A 19,134-nucleotide genomic window follows, 5' to 3' on the forward strand; every position below is an offset into this window, starting at 1 on the left:
ATTCATGAAGTACAACCTATCCGCCCTTGTTTCAGTTTCTCTTTTGATGATGAACTGTTCCATTCAAAAAGAAACTCCCGAAAGTAAAGATCATGAAGTAAAGATGGACACTTTAACCTTGCTTGACATTAGCAGAAACCGTAAGATTCCTGTTGCTTTTTATTATCCTAAAACAGATAAAAAGATGGCTAATCAACAAATCATCATCTTTAATCATGGGTATGGGTTTAATAAAGGCGGAGATTATTTTGTATATTCTTATTTAACAGAAAAACTGGCTTCAAAAGGTTATTTTACAGTAAGCATCCAGCACGAACTTACAACAGACAGTCCTTTACCGACAGAGGGAAATTTACAGATTGTAAGAAGACCTTTCTGGCAAAATGGTTCGGATCATATTCTGTTTGTACTGAATGAACTTAAAAAGATAAAACCGGAACTCGATTACAGACATCTGACACTTATAGGTCACTCTAACGGAGGTGATATGGCGGCATTATTCGCCAACCAACATCCTAATCTCGTGTATAAACTGATTACTATGGATAACCGGAGAATGTTTCTGCCGAGAACATCCATTCCTAAAGTGTATACTTTACGCTCCAATGATTATCCGGCTGATGAAGGAGTATTACCCAATGAAGAAGAGGAGAGAAAGTATCACATGACAATACAGTCTACCCTAATCAATCATGGGCATATGGATAATAAAGGAACTGATGAAGAGAAAAAAACGTTGAATGATTTTGTTGTAAGATACCTTTCTGAACAGTAATTTCAGAGAATCCCACAAGTTATCCACAATAAATTGTGGATAACTTGTGAATTTTAACATTAAATTCATATTTCGTATTAAATTTATTACTACATTTACTATGTAATAAACATCGAAGTGGAAACTTTATTTGCTTTTCTTACTACTATTGAAATTGCAATTAAATTTGAAATAAAAATTTAAGCACAGCATTGTCGGCTGTGCTTTTTTATTGTTGTCTAATTAAAAAAATGAGATGTATTTATCTACTGGATCTACCCCTAAAGGGTAGATTCTTTTATTTCAATATCCTTTCAATCTGCAGCTAGACTCTATCCTTTATATTCATACATTGATTATTACTATGTTTCGCAATAATTTGTAATTTTAATATTTAAATAGGCCTCATAGTTCAATGGATAGAATAGAAGTTTCCTAAACTTTAGATCCAAGTTCGATTCTTGGTGGGGTCACCATAAAATCTAGGTGACGATATACTTTAATGTACCCATTTAATTCTAGTATTGCTTTTATGCAAAAAAAAATATGAAGAATTAAACCCAATAAAGGTCTCTATTCTAACTTCATGAATCTCAGTTGTTGGTACATTAAAGTATATTATCATCAAAACTGATTATAAAACAATTTATTCAAAAAAACAGTAACTAAGAATCAAGCTTAAATTGTTGATTTAATTAGCACATCATTATTTTGTTCTTGATCCTTTATAATATAAACTAGTTATTATTGATTCAGGATACTGTCTTTATAGTGCTGCTGGCAGAAGTAATCAAGATTTATTGTAAATAAGTAGGATCTGTTATTTCTTTTATTTTAGTATAAATGGGCTCAAGAGGATCCTTTTCAGACTTATATTTTTTCCATTTATACTTGTGTGTCCAATATGCTACTTTGGTAGACAAAATACCTAAACCTGCACCAAACAATACATCAGAAATAAAATGCTTATTGTTAGCAATTCTTAAAATACCAACAGTCGCTGCCGTGCCATATGCTACGTAAGGAATCCATTTATAATTTTCTCCAAATTCTGTGGCTACTAATGTAGCACCTGCAAATGCCTCTGCGGTATGTCCTGATGGAAAAGAATATTGCGTATTATCTGGACGGGTTATATTCAAAGACTTTTTCAAAATATAAACTGCGGTTAGTGTAATAATCTGACTTTTTATAATTATAGCTGTCTGGTTTCTAATATCTGTTTTTGCTTTCATCCCTATCATGTCAAATGCATAGGTAGCGGCTACAGGAGTAAATTGTAGAATATCATCAATATGAACACGAAAACCAGGTATTTGATTATTTCGCCATTCTTTTACTTGATTTTTAACATCATTTTTCCCATTACCATTTAAAGCAATTCCTGCAGTTATGAGAGCAAAAGGCATAAATAAATTTTTATATTGAAATTTGACTTTTTGATTATTTGTCTGTAAAATCTCTTCTTGAGAAAATACATTCAAAAAGAACATTAAAGACAAACATAAACATAGTATTTTTTTCATCGTATTTGTTTATAATAATTTTAATTAAGATATCCTCCGTCTAAAGAATAAAGTGAAAGAAAATCTGAAGAACTAATTTTATTAAACCACTTTTCATCAATGTGGATTGAGTGTTGTTAAGTATCATTGGCGTTGATCATACTGTAAAAATAGACGTCTATTTTTCCTTTGTTTCTTGGTTTTAGGTATATTTTATTTTTTGAATCCGTCTACATCAATAATAGCCTGAGCAAATGCTTTTGGATCTTCCTGTGGTACATTATGTCCGATACCCTTTAAAATTCGATGTTCATATTTACCAGTGAATTTGTTAGCATATGCTTTTCCATCTGCAGAATCTCCATCAAAATCGCTGGCTATGGTAATAGTGGGAACTTTAATTTCCGGCCTTGCTGCCAGTTTCTTTTCTAAGCTATCATATTTAGCCTCTCCCGGTTCAACAGATTGTCTCCATCTGTAGTTATGAATAACAATTGCCACATGATCCGGATTATTAAAAGATTGTGCGGACTGATCATAAGTTGCTTTATCGAAGTTCCATAACGGAGAAGCTCTTTTCCAGATCAGTTTATTAAATTCATATGTATTTTGAGCATACCCTAATTTGCCTCTTTCACTAGCAAAGTAATATTGATACCACCATTCTAATTCTTCTGTTGGAGGCAATGGTTTTAGGTTTGCTTCAAGATTTATCACCAAGTAGCCACTTACAGATACAAGTCCCCGCAAACGTTCCGGCCAAAGCGCAGCCATATCCACAGCTGCCCTTGCTCCCCAGTCAAAACCACCAATAATTGCCTTATCTATCTTAAGCACATCCATCAAAGCAATAACATCACTTGCTAATGCTGCTTGCTGTCCGTTTCTAAAGGTATCTTTTGAAATAAAGCGTGTTGTACCTGATCCTCTTAAATATGGTGTAATTACTCGATAGCCTTTTGAAACTAAAATCGGAACAACTTCATTATAACTATGAATATCATAAGGCCAGCCGTGAAGCAAAATTACAGGTGTTCCTTTTGAAGGCCCTGCTTCTGTATAACCTACATTTAATAATCCGGCATTAATTTGCTTTAAAGTTCCAAGAGAGCTGCTTACTATTATTTTTTTTGTTTTCTGACTCTCTGCTTGTGCTCTAATGTGTATTATCATAAAAAATAAAATAATAATTAACACTGTTTTGGAAGCCATCAAATTAATAATCTTGATTTTTGATTTTGTTTTCATAAAAACTATTTTTTTTAATTATTAGACAGTTTATCTGCCTAAAATTTAGCTTGATAAGAAGTAATGATATGATTGGTCTTTATGCTTAGGAGTTTTTATCACGATATAACAGGGGCCTATGGATAAAAGCAGTGTAGTATTGTGAAATAGAAATAGAACTACATTCATCAATACTTACACTACATTCACAAACCAAAATATTAACTAACCAACTATCTTGAAGGCCCATGTAAATATCGCTCGGAATTCCTGCACGAAGCTTTATTGAAAAGCTCATTTTTATTTAAGTGATTGAGAAAATCATGCAGGTTTCTTATATTGTTTATATTTTTCTTTCAATTATTCAATCTAGCTTATTGATAAATCTGATTAGAAAAATTCCCAGCAAAGAGATGGCGCAGAAAGCAGACAGTATCCACCAGGATAAGTCAAAACCTCCTCTTTCCACCAGCTCTGTTCCAATGAGTGGAGCAAGAATTAAAGCAGCGGAGTAACTCATCACATAGATACCGGAATATGCACCACGGTTTGAGCTGACTGAGCGTTGAATCCAGAACGTGCTAATAAATGGGAAACAGAACATCTCCCCAAAAGTCATTAACCCTGTTACTGTAAGCGCTACCCATATTTCTTGTGGTAAAAGATTCATACAAAGAAAGGCCAATATGGTCAGAAAAATCCCTATACCTATATAAGTGAGCGGTGCTTGCTTTCTTTCAAGGTAATTGACCAGTATCATCTCAAAAAATATAATCAAGATGCCATTCAGAGCCATCAGAATTCCAATTATGTTTTCGGCAAAATGCCATTGCATTTTATAAAATACAGGCTGTATTGTGAAAAAATACACAAAACAGATCATATACAACAGTGTAAAAAAGACAAAAGACAAATATAGCAGATCAGTATATGGTGATTTAGCAGGATGCAGATTTTCACTGACTCGAGTAATCTGGGATACTTTTGATTTTCGGGGTATGAGTTTAAAAAAAAGTAACGCCGCAAACACACTGGTTACCCCATCTATATAAAAAAGGATATGATAATTATAAGCTGCCATTAAACCGCCAATGCTTCCACCTACAGACCAGCCCAGATTAGTTGCAAATCTGTTCAACGAATAGGAACGGGGTTTATTTAGCTCAGTACTAAAAAATGCAATTGCTGTAGCATTAGCAGGTCTGAAGGATTCCGTACATATACTTAGTACAAATATACCTATAGCAATGGTAAGAAAAGTCTGGAGTATACTCATCACAAGAAATAATACCCCTCCTACCAATAGAGAGAATATCTGTAAATCATAGAAACCAAATCTATCTGTAATTCTTCCACCTATATAACTTCCTAATATGGAACCTAAACCAAAAACAGCCAAAATATATCCAGTCTGTATTATTGTAAAATGTAGTTCTGTAACAAAATAGATTGACATGAAGGGGATCACCATCATTCCAGCCCTGTTGATTAACATGACTGCGCTTAGATACCAATTATATTTTGACAGCCCACTGTAGGCATTTTTATAAAGTTTAATCATGGGATGGAATAATTAAATATTAAAATGTCAGATCTGGGGTCCTGGCTTAATTAATAGTTTTCTTGGAATTTTATGATTACCTACTATTTTCCCTGTGCCTTTAAAACCAAATTTTTCATAAAACCTAAGGCTCGCTCATTATAATAAATCACCCTCAGTTTAACATCCGCTTGATCTCCCATCCAATACAAAGCATGTGTAATTAACTCATCACCAACTCCTTTTCCATAATACGCTACAGTAACTATCAGCCAATCAATATCAAGACAATCTTCTGAAGTTTTATCTAAGATTAAAAGGCCAGCTATCCTACCCTGATCAATAATCACTACAACAATTTTTTTTGCTCATTAACCAGAAATTCCATTCATTTTCTAATCTCTGTTGATGAGAAAACTCCGGATGGTCAAACGCAGGATAACTAGAACTAAAAACAAAGTTCTCTACATCCTCAAAATCTGAAGCAAATGCATCGCGATAGATCATATCATTTATACTAAAGCGCTATTTTTTATATTTTTCATCATCTGATATATAGCTTTAGGATTTAAGGGGTATATAAAACCAGCTGACCTTTTTTTTATTTTACAGGTATATTGAAACTGTCCAGTGCACGCGCAATCTGTATCGTATCGGCACATTGATGAAAACTAATTACTTTACCTTCTTTTACCTTATAAGTATGCGTGAAACGAGCTGTAAAAGGAATATTCTTTATCTTGGTTTTTCCTTTATAAATACCAAGCACAATAATGTGTTCATGGGTTTCATAAAAAAATTCTGCATATGGAATAATACTCTCAAGTACATTAGTAAGCAGTCTTCCAAAAAAATCTTCAAGAATACTATTCACTCCAGTATAGGTTCCACTATATGGAAAACCTTCTACCAAAGTCCAGGTAGCAGTTTCGGACAGTATTTCCTGAAAAACCAATGGATTACCGGGATCATTATACACGCGGCGGATAGCCGCCATATTTAAGGATTCTGACATATCTGTTTTATTTGGTTGTAGCTACTTCTTCAATAATTTTGACAATTGCCAGAGGTTGTGACAAATGTGGGTTATGCCCCGTATTCAAAGAAAACGATTTGACTACAGGTGTATCGGCTACCATTGCTTTTTGCAGATCTATTCCAATAGCCCGATCCTGAATTGCATAAACATAGTATTTTGGTATCCGTCCAAAATTTTGGGCTGTGACTGTTACCGCCTCTCCCAATGGATGAATAGGTTCCGGTTGATTACTTAAATGCAGGGCTTCCGCCTCTTCCTCATTACAATCCGCACAAAAAAGATCAGAGAGTCTTTCCGGCTTAATAGTTGCTGTGCTATGATCTTCCGAGAAAACAAGGCTCGCAGCAAAAATGCTCTGAGTATCCCTTTTAGATATGGTTAATAATGATTCACCATTTTGGGGAATAAAAGCCGCTATATAGATTAGTTTATCAATTTGGGCTGCAATCTTTTCAGCAACAGCCGATATGATTATTCCGCCTAAACTGTGCCCTACAAGAATGATATTCTTTTCTGCCCCTATTTCAATTAATACTTTATCCAGATAACTACCCAAGTTGATATCTTTCAGTTCTGTTTTATCTTCACCATGTCCAGGTAGATTCACATTAATAACCTTATAGCCTTTCTGCTTCAGTCCAGGTATAATATGACGGTAAGTATCTGCATTCTCAAAGGCTCCATGAACCAATACAATTGTTGACATATAGATTTTTTATTTTGTGTCTGTAAAAGCCCTCAATACTTCGGGCCTGTTGTTATTTTTGAATTTTTATTTTCCTGCAGCAATCTTAGAAATGTATTTTACTACTTCAGTTGGTTGAGAGAATTGTGGAAAGTGCCCAGAATTAATCGTGTAAGATTTTACGATAGCAGTCCTGCCAGACATTAGCATTTGCAAATCGGGTCCAATGGCATTATCTTTTTGTGCGTAAATGTAATATTTAGGTATTTTTCCAAAATTAGCATCAGTAAGGACAATTGGTGTAGCAAATGGTTTCAGTGATTCTGGAATGTTTCCTGCTAACAATTTTTGTTTTTCCATTTTCGGACAGTCCTGACAAAGAAGATTGACCATGCCGTCAGGATTAAGTGTTGCGGACTCGTGATCCTCAGAGAATACCAGATTCTTGCCAAAGATACTTTGTTTATCTAATTTAGTAAGGCCCAATATTGTTTCTCCATTTTGTGGAAGAAAAGCCGTCAGATAGATTAATTTACTGATCTGAGCAGGAATTTTTTCTGCTACAACAGAGATAACAGCACCACCAAGACTATGTCCTACCAAGATGATGTTTTTTTCTTGTCCGATAGATTGAATCACTTTATTTCTATATCCTTCTAAGGATATGTTGGCCAGATCAGTCTTATCATCTCCATGACCAGGCAGATCCAGAGTGATTACTTTATAGCCAAGATTCTGTAAACCAGGAACTACGTTGTCAAAATTACTGGCCGCTCCATATGCTCCATGAACTAAGACAATAGTACTTTTAGTTTTTGATGATTGTGCAAATAGTATAGAGACTATTAAAAGGCAAAGGGCTGTAATGAGAATTTTAAAATTGTGCATTGTATTTGATTTTGGTAATTAATAATTTCTGAGCTCAGTATGGTTCTTTATTCCGTTACAAATGTCGTTTGAGAAATGCACTCATTGCTTTTCTTAAAGGCTCATATTTTATTCTACCTAAATATTAGATGGCTATTGCATAAACATGCCTTATCCTCAAAGTGCAGTAAAATTATAGATTATGGTAGTGGTGTATGAGCCTCGCTGTTTTCCTGATAATTGTTGAGCGCTTGCCGGAGAAATGCTGTATTGAATACCGATGTTTCTGTCGATTACCGGTATATTGCCAGAAATGATTTTCTGTGGACTTGCTGAAAGTGTTATCATTGAAACACCGCTTTCTCCGGCAGACGGCCCTATTTGTATAGCACTTACAGGTATCTGCTGATCCCCATTACTTAAACTGGATGTTACTGATCTTACATATACATCATAGGGAGTGGTTTTACTCAGCCGCAGGTGATTGGGTAAATCTATAGCGGTACCATTTCTGTAATCAGCTGGCGAATTCAGTTGCAGGTTTACTGTTGCGTCGTTTATCTTCAACTCCCCCAGATCTGCTACAGCAACCTCTAGGTTAAAAGAAGATGTAACGCCGGCCACTTTTCGGACGCCACTTCCGCGGGCATCATAAGTATCATAAAGAACCCTCAGCCGATAATTTCCTGCTGCTGCAAATTTTCGTCTGATAACTTCAGATTTTATGAAGAATCGAATATTTTTAGTTGTTTTATTACCAGGTCCCACAGGTATACCCTTACTGAAAATATCTTGTTTTGTACTGAACGAAAGGTCTGTCACCTTACCCCCATCTTCTCCTTGAATCTGAATCACTTCTGACTCCACTCTTGGTGACAAGAGAATATTAGCAGGAATATGAGCATAGATAAATGGGCTTTGGGCAGCCTTTGCTTGTATATTAACGGGTACTGAATGTCTGCAGTTGAATACCTGAATAGCACTGGCATCTGAACGAAAATCATCCAACCGATCTAGTCGAATAATAACATTACTAACCGGGTCAATCGACAAATATGGCCTTACTATCAGTCTAAGCTTACTAATCGCACTTTGGTTAAAAATACAATTTCTGGAATTCATGGCATTAGCCTTATATGATAAATCAGTTTCGTAATTTCCAGCTTCCCATTTATACCCGGCAAGTTCTGCAGCAGGTATGCGAGCTTGGATTTCTCCGGCACCAGCAGGAAAAAAAATTCTTCGCACCGCTAGAGGCTGTTCATTTCGGGAAGATAAAATAACCTCAGGAGTATAGTCAGAGCTATAACTTTTACCATCAAGTGTTTTTATTTTTAACTTAATTATAGAAACAGCCGGGCCGGAGATCCCGGTATTCTCTGTATCTCTAAAATTTCCTCCTCCCATCGCCTGAACAAAACATTCCTGAGTACGCCAGCAGTCAACTCCGATATTAAAAGCAACATAAGACTTAATAATATCTGAACCAATATTCTTTTCATCAATTTCCATAGTCAGAGAAGATTGTGCACTTAACGTAGGGACTAAAAAGCCCAAGAGTAATCCTATGATCAGCCCGCACACTATATTTCTATTTTTTTTCTTCATAAGACACGAGATTATTTGAATTTTTTTATTTCTACTTTCCGTTCTTTATTCTCAAAATGGAATATCAATTCTTCCACCTTGCCTTCGCTTATCGTAACATCCTGCCTTACAGGATCCACCAAAAAGGTATGACCAGCTGTTTCAATATAAATTGTATATTTTTTTAGAGGAAGTGAAAAATGAAAACGCCCCTCCTCATCAGTGAGTGTACTGATCAACTTTTGATCCTGATCAATGGCATTGATTCTGATTCCTTCAAGCACCGGCTTCTCAGTGAGGTATTTCTGCTCCACCGGAACCAGCCTTCCTCTCAGTTGGCCACTTTTAACAAGTGCGATAATCATCTTCGTATGGTTATTTAAAAAAAAATGCTGTGGCTGTAGCAAGTGCCAACCCTTTCCATCTTGAATAGTTATTACCTTTTCCCCTTTGGTGAGATTCGTATAATTGACTTTACCATGTTTGTTGCTTTTCGTAATTTCTCCGGATACATCAACTATAACATCAGGAATAGTATTTTCATTCGCATCCTTTACGCCATTGGCATTATGATCGCCAAAAAAAGTAAGTTCCAGTCTTTTCAATCCCGGAGCATTGGCATCAATAAAATGTTTCTGTATGCCAATTTGACCCTGAAAATTACTGAAAGAGTCTTTTTGAGTAAATACATTGTAAAAAATCTGAGCAGATATTTGCCAGGTATTTCCCGCCTTATATTTTAACTGGGCATTGAGTAAATTATTCCAGTGTCCGATGTAGCCATTATAGTTAAGATAATTGCTAATACTGATGTTTAATTTCTGGCGGAACATATCGAATCCAGCGCTAGGTCCAAAGGAATACACTTTAAAATCTGACTGCTCGGATTCCACAGGCTCTTCCTGAAGATAATAAGGTCCCTTTTGAATATGTGCATTCAGCCCCCAATGATTAGCCCTGAAGTTGGCATTGATTCGTATTGTATTGTAATGACCTCCATAGGCCAGGAGGTTATTACTCTTCGTAAAGCCATAGTCTACAGAAAGCGATAATGTTTTTCCATGTAATGTATACCACAATTCAAGCATCATACGCAAAGATGAAGAGCGCAGTTCCTGCCCGCCAATAAAATATTGCCCCTGATACTGATGTAAATAATAAGGTCGTAATGATAAAGTCAAATCCCGAATACGGGTATTTACTCCGATTTCATATTGCTGCATATCATTTGAAACATACTGATCTTCCAATGCTGACGCAAGAAATTTAGGGGTATTATGCTGCTGATTGTAGTGTACAGAAAAGCTCGTCGCTTTTGTAGCCTGATAAGATACCTGATTATTTAATTGTAAGACCCCTCTTCGCAAGCCGCTATAGTAAGAACTACTCACATAGTTATTCAGGTTAATTCTCCAGTTACCCTCATGATTGGTATATATTATACCTCCACCATAACCCGGCATAGATTTACCTGTTTCACTGCTATTTTCAACACTATAACCAGCCTGAATATTAAGGCTTTGTTTCCCGGTTAAAGAAATTTGCAATTCTCCGGCTGCCAAATTAGTAGATGTTTTGAATAAAGGATCATAGCCGTGCACAAGCGTCATCTTTCCATTTAATTGATCCGACCTTCGGAAATTATAAATACCGGCCACTACATTAGCATTTTTATTTTCAGCCTGATCCAGAGTGGAAAATAAAAGATAGGAATTATTAATATAGAATAGACTTACACTGTTCTCTTTATCAATAAAGGCAGATGCTTCCAATCCTCTCCCATATAGTGGAAATTCAGTGTTTTCATAAATATTTCCTATTTTAAAACTAAATTTTCGATTGCTAAAACGAGCCCAGGTATCATATACATCAAATCCTCCGGACTGGTTATAGTAGTTTCCATTTAAGTTATACTCCAACTTACTATTCCCTGAAGGGAAAAACCGGCCATTTGCCCTGCCCCGTAAGTAGGAATCTCCCTGATTCTGATATATATAGTTAATTTCAGCGGTATTATTCAGCTGATCATTATATAGATTATTACCAATCTGTAATCTTTTATAACTTTTCAGACTAACAACACGTAAGGTTGTAGTAGCCAGAATCGTCCCCGTGATATTTTCTGCAATTACATTAATCGTGAAATCTGGTGCCTTAAAATCTTTCACCTGCATCATATTACGTGCATTGAGTAGTATAATCTGACTTGCACCAGGTTTCAGCTCAAGCAGTTGAGAACGCTCTGTAAATTCTAATCCCTCAGGATAGATCTGCGTAAGTATTTTGAGGGAAATTTCAGTATACCCCGTATTTACACAGTGTACCCTTATTGGAGTAAGACTGGTTTGTGGATCCTGATATACAACCGGTTCCAGAGGAGTCAGAGAGACCCGCTCAGGTTCTTGTAAGCGGGTATAAAAAGTAGCATCGAGTACCCCCCCTCGGCCTTGGACCACTTTGTATCTTATTGTAAAGGCCTGGATTGGATGATGAATAAGTTTTGAGGAGGCCATGTACTTTAAGGGAAATACTTTTTTTGCTCCAGGCTCAATTTTAATGGTATCAGGTAATACAATCAACCCAACTGCCATATTGGAAGGTTCTTTTACAAGTAAATACTCTTCTTTACTATCGTTGACCATGGCAAGCTTATTAGAAAAGGTCTGACCGTAATTGATAGTAAGTGTATCAGTAAGAAAATGACAATGGGGACCAGATAATTCCTGGCTATATACTAAAGAGACAGTTAACAGCTGTAATATGGTTAAAAGAATCAGTCTCATATTTACGTATGGGTAAGAATCCATTGCTGGAAGTCAATAAGCCTGCTTTCTGTACTGTCTGGCAACTATACTGCCATTCATATGCAGAAATTTATCTATCCCGGATTTTAATTGTATAAGACTTCTTTTTCAGCTACCTTAAGGTTAGTGTCCGAACCACTATCCTGTATAGCAACAACTAAAAAGCGTCCTTTTAAAGTGGCTGGCAAATAGAGATATACCATCTGCTCGGTTCCGGGCATCATTGAAAAAGCTCTTGGAGGAAAAGACATTTCTTCACCTGTTACTTTGTTTGTAACCTCAAAACGAATTGCTCCGTCTGTTACCATATCACCCTTACTTTGTAATTTAAGACCTAAGCGATGAGAAGCATCCGGCATTTTCTGATCATTAAATGCAATAAGGTCTATATTTTTATTGGCAGCACCTGGCGGGGTATAATAGACATGAATCCCAACCTCCAGCTTCACATTAATGCCAACCCCCCTAAGCCTTCCAGAACCATCAGTAGTATTTGGCACCTGCTTCGTAACCTGGCCAAGTAGCAGCATTGAATTACTGACATGATTTAATTTAGCGATATCGGAAGGGATATGCATTGATACGGTTAGCTTCTTACTTGTTCCCGGCTCTAGTTCTAAAGAGTTGGGTACGACTTCTATCCAGGCTGCATTAGATTTAGCCAAGGTTCCTGCTTCCCGATATATTTTATTTCCCAGACTATCTCTCTCCCAGTCTTTCAGAGAAGTAGTAAACGCCATAGCTGCTGTACCATGGTTAGATAGTTCTACCTGCTGTATTACTGTTTGCCCTGCTGTACCGGTAAAAAATATGCGGGATGGCGTTACTCCAAGCTCCTGCGCCTGGGAAGAGAATGAGAAAAGTAAAGCTATACCAATAAGTAAAACTTTTGCTTTAGTGTAAACATAACGATCGCAATTTGATAAGGTATCCATGAGAAATGATTTTAAGGTTGGATAAGCAATAAAATTTAGATCTGGGAGATAGTATAAGTGACCAGGGTACTGTAAGTATCTGCAGGTTTTCCTAAAACAGCATCTGTAGAAGAAATAGAACCTGGTATCGAGTATTTGATATTAATACTCTTATTGGTTGCCGGAATCGCATTTTTCAGAAGAAACTGATTTGTAGTAGAAAGAGCAGTAACAGCTGAAGGTGTCCCCCCCAATCCCTGACCACTTGCATTGTCCAATTCAATTGTGATAATTTTAGCATCCAAACTGGCCGAATTTCCTGCTTTTTCCCCTTTCAGAGATGACAAATCAGACTTTACATTTAGATCATAAGCTTGATTACTGGTGACAGTAAGATGGTTATTCATAGTAGTCGAAACGCCATTCTGGTAGTCAGCGGGTGTCAAAAAATTAAGTGATACAACCGATTGGTTAACCATTATACTCAACACATCCGTCAAGGTCACCTTTAATATGGTACTTCCGGAAGCAGAGGATTTTGCTGCCGGATTTGTTTGTGCATTAACAACAGTACCTATAAAAATAGTTGCTGTTATTAAAGTCATGAAAATTGTCCGTTTCATACAAATTATTTTTAAGATTTAACCTAAATCAAAATTCAGTAAAAAACGGGCACTTAGTTTTTCCAAAAAGCTCAAAAACAATTTATCTATAATTTCATTTAAAACCCGGTAATTGCTATTTTAATGAAAGTTAATCTGAGCTATACACTAAACCAAAATTATTCTAGTTCGTTTATTTTTATACTGTATTTATCTTTAAAGCAGACTTATTAACTATTGATAAATTTATTTTGTAAAAAATATAATTGTATGAAGCAAAAAATAGCATTGATTACCGGTGTAAGCCGAAGAGAAGGAATAGGATTTGAAACTGCAAAAAAACTTGGACAGCTAGGTTACACTGTCGTAATCACTGCCCGTGATTTAAATAAAGTAAAAATATTAGAACTGGAGCTAAAGGATGAAGGTATTGAAACTGCTGTATTAATACTGGATGTAACAGATAGCGACAGCATCACTAAAGCATTTAATGAATTTAGCAATACCTTTAGCCATCTTGATGTACTAATCAATAATGCAGCACTGGCACTTTTCAATGATCCCTCAATCAACGATAAAAATTTGGACGATGTAACAGCGGAGTTTGATATTAATGTAACTGGTGCCTGGAGAGTGAGCCAGCAATTTCTCCCCCTAATCAGAAAGAGTGAGCATGGCAGGATAGTTAACATATCGAGTTCAATGGGATCCATTACGGAACCAGCTGTTGGAATGCTGGAGTTTAATCAGGGGCCCGTATTTAACTATTCCATTACTAAACTTGCATTAAATGGCTTAACCATAAAAATGGCTAAGGAACTAAAAAAAGACCATATACTGGTCAATTCCATATGCCCTGGTTTTACAGCAACCCAACCAGGTATGGCAGAAATGGGTGCAAGGCCAGTAGAGGAAAGCGTACCGGGAATAATCTGGGCTGCGACTTTACCTGATGAGGGACCAACAGGAAAGTTTTTTCAGGATAAAAGAGAGCTTGCCTGGTAATTTATTGAAGATTTAGACGATAGCAACTTTTTTTCTGTCCATTCAATTTTACATGCTTTTTAACTTAGGTTTATGTATGGATAAAATATGTAAAAACTGTGATCATAAACTAACCGGTAAATTTTGTGCATATTGTGGTCAGGAAGATATTCCAAACCCTATAAAATACTGGGATTTTATTAAGGTTTTCCTTTCAAATGCCTATCTGACAGAAAAAAAGTTCTACCGTACAGTCAAGAATTTATTCAGACCCGGTTTCCTGACTATGGAGTTTCTCACAGGTAAACAAATACCATATAAACATCCAATGACGATGTTCTATTCATTGTTAACTATTGGCATTATTGTTTATCTCAATCTTTATCAGCCTGTCAGAAACGGCTATATAGAACATTTAGGGTATAAAAACACCTTTATTTCCTTCCAGGGAAATAAAGGTGAAATAATTCCATTACAATTAGACCAGTTTATACAACATCAGATAAAACTGGCATATCTTCTGACTCTACCTATTACAAGTCTTTTCATTTTCCTTTTGTATGGTCGTACACTTATTATCTTTGAAAAGAGTATTATTTTTGCCATCAACTGGGGGTCAATCAATATTCTTACGGATACATTACTATATCTCGTAGTATATAGCTTACATTATTTGATGAATAAGGATACAATCGCGATTACCGACCAGGTTCTGAACATCATTGCTTCCGTATACAGCTTCATCTATTTTATTTATGGGATAAAATTTATATTTGACAGTTCTCTTAAACAAGCCATAGCCAGGTCTATATTAATTTTCTGTGGAACATTGGCTGTCGTAATTTTCATCATTACAAGCATATATTGGATATTTTATCAGAGCTAGCTAATAATTGGTCGTGTATCAGCTATTTTTTCCTACTGTTTGAAGTAGGGACGAATTATAACCAAATTCCTTTTTAAATGCAGTAGAAAAATGAGATAAGTTTTCAAAACCAATATCCAGATAAAAATCAACAGGCTTTTGCCCCATTTCCTTAATCAAAAGATGGGCTTTTTCTAATCTCTTTTTTTGCATCCATTTTTGTGGGCTACTATTAAACACTTTCTGAAAATCTCTTTTAAATGCAGCGAGGCTTCGGCCAGTCAATTCGGCAAAATGATCAATGGATTCATTAAAAACAAAGTTTTTGTTCATAAACTCTTCAAGATTTATTTTACCCGGTTGTGGAAAATCAGCCAAAGCCCTGATCAGTTCCGGCCTTTCCTGAAGCAGAATTAATAATGCCTCTCTGGTTTTAGTTTCCAACAAATCAGGACCGAGGAAAGTCTCATTCTCAAAGTAGCCGACTAACGATTCCCTAATTGATTTATAAAGTGGATTGTCGGATAAAACAACTACATTTTCATAGTTGTCATGGTTATCTCCAATTTCTTTATCACGAAAAAAATCACGTAGGAATGGTTCAGTAAAAGTGATAACGATTTCACTATATGGATCATCATCCATTATTCTTAGAAATCTTAGCACCTGGTATTTTCTATAAAATATTACATCACCAGCCTTTACGATGGTCTTTTTTCCCTCTCCTGTTACAGCTTCCATCGCACCCGAGGTTACAAAAACCATCCCATGGGCAGGACAAAACCAGGGTTCTTTGATAAACATTCTATCATCAAAAAGTATAATATAATTTCTGTTTCCGTTACTAAAATGTCTGAATGGTCTAAGAATATCTTCCATATTGGTATATAATTATGTATTAAATTTAATGATAAATTTCAATTTAGATATATTAATCCTCTCTCAATTAAAATAGTGAATACTATGTTTCACAATACATATCACTTTTGTTTTAGAGAAAATATATGTGTCGGACTGCAACCAAACTCTCTTTTGAATGCAGTAGAAAAATGGGAAAGACTTTCAAAACCAAGACCAGCGTATATATCAGAAGCCTGTTTTTCTCCCTCAATAATTTGTTGATAGGCTACATCTAATCTCTTTTTTTGAAGCCATTTACCCGGAGGTTCTTGATAAACAACTCGAAAATCTTTGTTGAAGGTAGCTAGGCTTCTACCTGTTAAGAATGCAAATTTTTCCAATGTTTCGTTACAATGGTAGTATTTATCCATAAACGCTTTTAATTCCTGCTTATTCAATTCTGAAAAATTGAACAACAGCGATGTCATTTCATGGTCTGTTTGTATCAAAAGCAACAAGGCTTCAATAGCCTTCATTCTCAGAATATCTTTTTGTACAGAGATGCCCGGTGCAAAATAACATAATACTGAATTTATATAATTTTTAAATAAAGGGGATTTTTGAATATAATAGCTTTTCTGATGAATTTGTTGAGCGGGTATTTCCAATTTATAATGCAGAAAGAATTCTTTGAGCAGATCTTGAGTTAATGATAGTTTAATGGCCTCAAATCTACCTTTTCTTGTTGAAGTATCGGTTACATATGATATATACTGCTTGTTTTTCAGAAGATATACATCACCTTGTTTAAAATCGTATCTCCCTCCTGCCACATTTAACGTAGTCTTTCCATCTATAATAAATACCAACTGATAATCTGCTATGTATTCTTCAGCTGGCTCAGCTGCCCTGGCTGTGAGGTAAAAAAAAGGATAAAGTGCTGTTTCCATATGCTTTGTGTTTATGGCGCTAATATCTTGGTATTACCGGAATTTTAGGTTTTCTATAAAGCTCAAATTAATTTTATTATTTATTTCTAGACCCCAAAAAAATCATAGAATATCCTCTAATAATTGATTTCTAAAGGATATTCTATGATTTTTTTCAGATAAGTAAATAAGAGCTTTTCCGAAAAATTCGCTTTCCTTCCTTCTTACAACCTTTATTAAGAATGAGGATGGGGATATGTTTTAATTTTCGATACATCAATATGAACTTTTCAATTTCCATAATAGCAGTCAACTGAAATTACAACAATTTTTGAGACAAAATTTACAGACTCCTCTTATTTCTACATTTTAAGTATACTAACTCCATTTTTAAATTTAATATTATGAAACTATCCCTAACTTATAGTCTAAATCAGTACATTCTATGCTGACGATTAACAATATGCATTAGCTTTTTCAGACAGTAATGTCTAATTATAATCCAGAAAAGGAAGAAAAATTTTCTCCTTATATGATCATGTGAAAAATATAAGGTTAAGATATACTTAAATGTAACAGCTCGTTTGTATCATACTATGTAATATTTTTGTAATAGAATCTGAATTTTAATTGATCTGTACAATTGATAAATTTAAATATTTCAACACCATATTTTATTATAACAATGAAAAACGCACCAAATCTATTAGTGCGTTTTATAAGATTAAACGGGAATTTTACCTATCGCCCTATTTTATAAAAGCCAATATTTATATAAATTTTGCAATCAAAACGGCCTATCTCCTGAATCAAAACCTTCATATATGCTTTCTATTCGCAATAAATCTTCTTTTAAAAAAATTTGAGAAATCATCCGTTGGGGCTACCAGACAGGGATAAGCTATTTTCTTATCATTTTTCTTATTATTTACACCATTTAACCCATTGGTTACAATAGATATACTACTTAAGACAGATTTACTCTGGTAGTTCGATATTCAATTCCTGTAAATTCAAGATGTTCTGGATATATTGAACTAATTATTTTTCTTTTTGCTTCTACGCTACTTGATTGGTATAATAGTGATAAGTTACATATAACTGATAGAGCCTTGTTCAAGTGATCATCAACTTTTTCAGGTTTACGAATCACAATTAAATAAGCTTGAAGTTCATTTTCAAGGACTTCAATTTTTTGTTTAGGCTATGCTTTAATAATCATATAATAATCATCTTCTTCAATCTTTTCCGCTAATAATTTTTCTTTTGCAAGAGCTATCTTAACATTATAATTCTCTATTTCAGAAATTATTCTTTTTCTTCTATCGTTAGCTTTGTTATTATACTTTTATAGGCTGTTAGTAGGATATTTTGTAAGATTTTTTGAACTGAAGGAAGAAATTCATATTTCTTTAATTCCTCAACAAAAAGATTATTGGTAAGTTCAGCACTTTGCCTAAATCCACAAGATGATTTACAATGATAGTAATAATATACTTTCTGACTTCCCTTTGAACCGCTGGCAGTTAAATTTTTTCCACATTTCGGAATATGCATTGATGTTTAACACTGAAAATTTTATATACGGCTCATTTGGAAATTTATTTGAGTTGTTCATACAAAAAAACCAAAAATGGCAAAAGACTTATCAGCTTCCTAAATGCAAAATCGTATAAACCAATTGCCCGTTGGAATGCTAATTCTGGAAACTATTTCTATCAGGAAAATGCAGACTATGGCTCTAAAAAGCAGCTTTTTGAATCGAATCGGGTTGATCATTCCTGATTTATTTTTATTTACATTTCTATTGATGTCAAATGTTATTATTGTTGTTACCAAATCAAGCAATACTGATTTAGACTCCTCTTCTTTTGAATTGGGTTTAGGTAAAAAATCCTTGTAATATTTTCAGAGGTTATTTTCCACTATTGATTAAGTTTTTCCAGTATTTCTTGATAAAATAATCAACCGTTTCAGCCTTTTTATAGCTTA

General features: G+C 34.9%; 17 protein-coding genes and 1 tRNA gene. 4 read left to right on the forward strand and 14 right to left on the reverse strand.

From position 1 onward, the window contains the following. The first annotated feature begins 4 nt into the window (after nucleotides 1-4). Together AC07UM_RS01200 and AC07UM_RS01205 are read left to right on the forward strand one after the other, a co-directional pair. Nucleotides 5-775 carry an alpha/beta fold hydrolase gene (locus tag AC07UM_RS01200; RefSeq protein ID WP_494682855.1) on the forward strand — a complete coding sequence of 257 codons (771 nt, stop codon included), beginning with the start codon at nucleotides 5-7 and terminating at the stop codon, nucleotides 773-775. Nucleotides 776-1,155: 380 nt separating this feature from the next. Further along, nucleotides 1,156-1,230, forward strand: a tRNA-Arg gene (locus tag AC07UM_RS01205). Between the two features lie 321 nt (nucleotides 1,231-1,551). Here the strand turns inward: AC07UM_RS01205 and AC07UM_RS01210 are convergent. The 11 genes from AC07UM_RS01210 to AC07UM_RS01260 all read right to left on the reverse strand — a co-directional run bounded on the left by AC07UM_RS01210 (nucleotide 1,552) and on the right by AC07UM_RS01260 (nucleotide 13,545). After that, entirely contained in the window at nucleotides 1,552-2,280 is a 729-nt protein-coding gene (locus AC07UM_RS01210) for a phosphatase PAP2 family protein (protein ID WP_494682854.1), read from the reverse strand. 192 nt (nucleotides 2,281-2,472) lie between these two features. Beyond that, on the reverse strand, nucleotides 2,473-3,507 hold the full coding sequence (locus AC07UM_RS01215) for an alpha/beta fold hydrolase (RefSeq protein ID WP_494682853.1): 1,035 nt from the start codon (nucleotides 3,505-3,507) through the stop codon (nucleotides 2,473-2,475). Nucleotides 3,508-3,850: 343 nt separating this feature from the next. Beyond that, entirely contained in the window at nucleotides 3,851-5,047 is a 1,197-nt protein-coding gene (locus tag AC07UM_RS01220; RefSeq protein WP_494682852.1) for an MFS transporter, read from the reverse strand. Nucleotides 5,048-5,130: 83 nt separating this feature from the next. Continuing rightward, nucleotides 5,131-5,376 carry a GNAT family N-acetyltransferase gene (locus AC07UM_RS01225; protein ID WP_494682851.1) on the reverse strand — a complete coding sequence of 82 codons (246 nt, stop codon included), beginning with the start codon at nucleotides 5,374-5,376 and terminating at the stop codon, nucleotides 5,131-5,133. Between the two features lie 251 nt (nucleotides 5,377-5,627). After that, entirely contained in the window at nucleotides 5,628-6,041 is a 414-nt protein-coding gene (locus AC07UM_RS01230) for a nuclear transport factor 2 family protein (protein ID WP_494682850.1), read from the reverse strand. 7 nt (nucleotides 6,042-6,048) lie between these two features. Further along, entirely contained in the window at nucleotides 6,049-6,771 is a 723-nt protein-coding gene (locus AC07UM_RS01235; RefSeq protein WP_494682849.1) for an alpha/beta fold hydrolase, read from the reverse strand. Between the two features lie 66 nt (nucleotides 6,772-6,837). Beyond that, nucleotides 6,838-7,638, reverse strand: a complete 801-nt coding sequence (locus AC07UM_RS01240) for an alpha/beta fold hydrolase (protein ID WP_494682848.1) — start codon at nucleotides 7,636-7,638, stop codon at nucleotides 6,838-6,840. A gap of 156 nt (nucleotides 7,639-7,794) precedes the next feature. Then, nucleotides 7,795-9,225, reverse strand: a complete 1,431-nt coding sequence (locus tag AC07UM_RS01245; protein WP_494682847.1) for a hypothetical protein — start codon at nucleotides 9,223-9,225, stop codon at nucleotides 7,795-7,797. A gap of 11 nt (nucleotides 9,226-9,236) precedes the next feature. Further along, a complete protein-coding gene (locus tag AC07UM_RS01250) occupies nucleotides 9,237-11,987 on the reverse strand; it encodes an MSCRAMM family protein (protein WP_494682846.1) in 2,751 nt (916 codons plus the stop codon). Nucleotides 11,988-12,094: 107 nt separating this feature from the next. Continuing rightward, entirely contained in the window at nucleotides 12,095-12,748 is a 654-nt protein-coding gene (locus tag AC07UM_RS01255; RefSeq protein ID WP_494682845.1) for a hypothetical protein, read from the reverse strand. A gap of 230 nt (nucleotides 12,749-12,978) precedes the next feature. Continuing rightward, nucleotides 12,979-13,545 (reverse strand): hypothetical protein, encoded by a 567-nt coding sequence (locus AC07UM_RS01260; protein WP_494682844.1) that lies wholly within the window; start codon nucleotides 13,543-13,545, stop codon nucleotides 12,979-12,981. A gap of 249 nt (nucleotides 13,546-13,794) precedes the next feature. Between AC07UM_RS01260 and AC07UM_RS01265 the strand changes: the two genes are divergently transcribed. Both AC07UM_RS01265 and AC07UM_RS01270 read left to right on the forward strand, forming a co-directional pair. Beyond that, nucleotides 13,795-14,529, forward strand: coding sequence for an SDR family NAD(P)-dependent oxidoreductase (locus AC07UM_RS01265; RefSeq protein WP_494682843.1), 735 nt, complete (start codon nucleotides 13,795-13,797; stop codon nucleotides 14,527-14,529). A gap of 76 nt (nucleotides 14,530-14,605) precedes the next feature. Next, nucleotides 14,606-15,394 (forward strand): DUF3667 domain-containing protein, encoded by a 789-nt coding sequence (locus AC07UM_RS01270; protein ID WP_494682842.1) that lies wholly within the window; start codon nucleotides 14,606-14,608, stop codon nucleotides 15,392-15,394. A gap of 18 nt (nucleotides 15,395-15,412) precedes the next feature. Here the strand turns inward: AC07UM_RS01270 and AC07UM_RS01275 are convergent, their stop codons facing one another. The 3 genes from AC07UM_RS01275 to AC07UM_RS01285 all read right to left on the reverse strand — a co-directional run bounded on the left by AC07UM_RS01275 (nucleotide 15,413) and on the right by AC07UM_RS01285 (nucleotide 18,699). Continuing rightward, nucleotides 15,413-16,252, reverse strand: coding sequence for a helix-turn-helix domain-containing protein (locus AC07UM_RS01275; RefSeq protein WP_494682841.1), 840 nt, complete (start codon nucleotides 16,250-16,252; stop codon nucleotides 15,413-15,415). A gap of 101 nt (nucleotides 16,253-16,353) precedes the next feature. Further along, entirely contained in the window at nucleotides 16,354-17,163 is an 810-nt protein-coding gene (locus AC07UM_RS01280) for a helix-turn-helix domain-containing protein (RefSeq protein ID WP_494682840.1), read from the reverse strand. A gap of 1,287 nt (nucleotides 17,164-18,450) precedes the next feature. Then, nucleotides 18,451-18,699: a hypothetical protein gene (locus AC07UM_RS01285; RefSeq protein ID WP_494682839.1), complete on the reverse strand. Its 249-nt coding sequence runs from the start codon at nucleotides 18,697-18,699 to the stop codon at nucleotides 18,451-18,453. Nucleotides 18,700-19,134 lie beyond the last annotated feature (435 nt).

It is taken from the genome of Chryseobacterium sp. GW821-FHT04C04 (assembly GCF_059420365.1).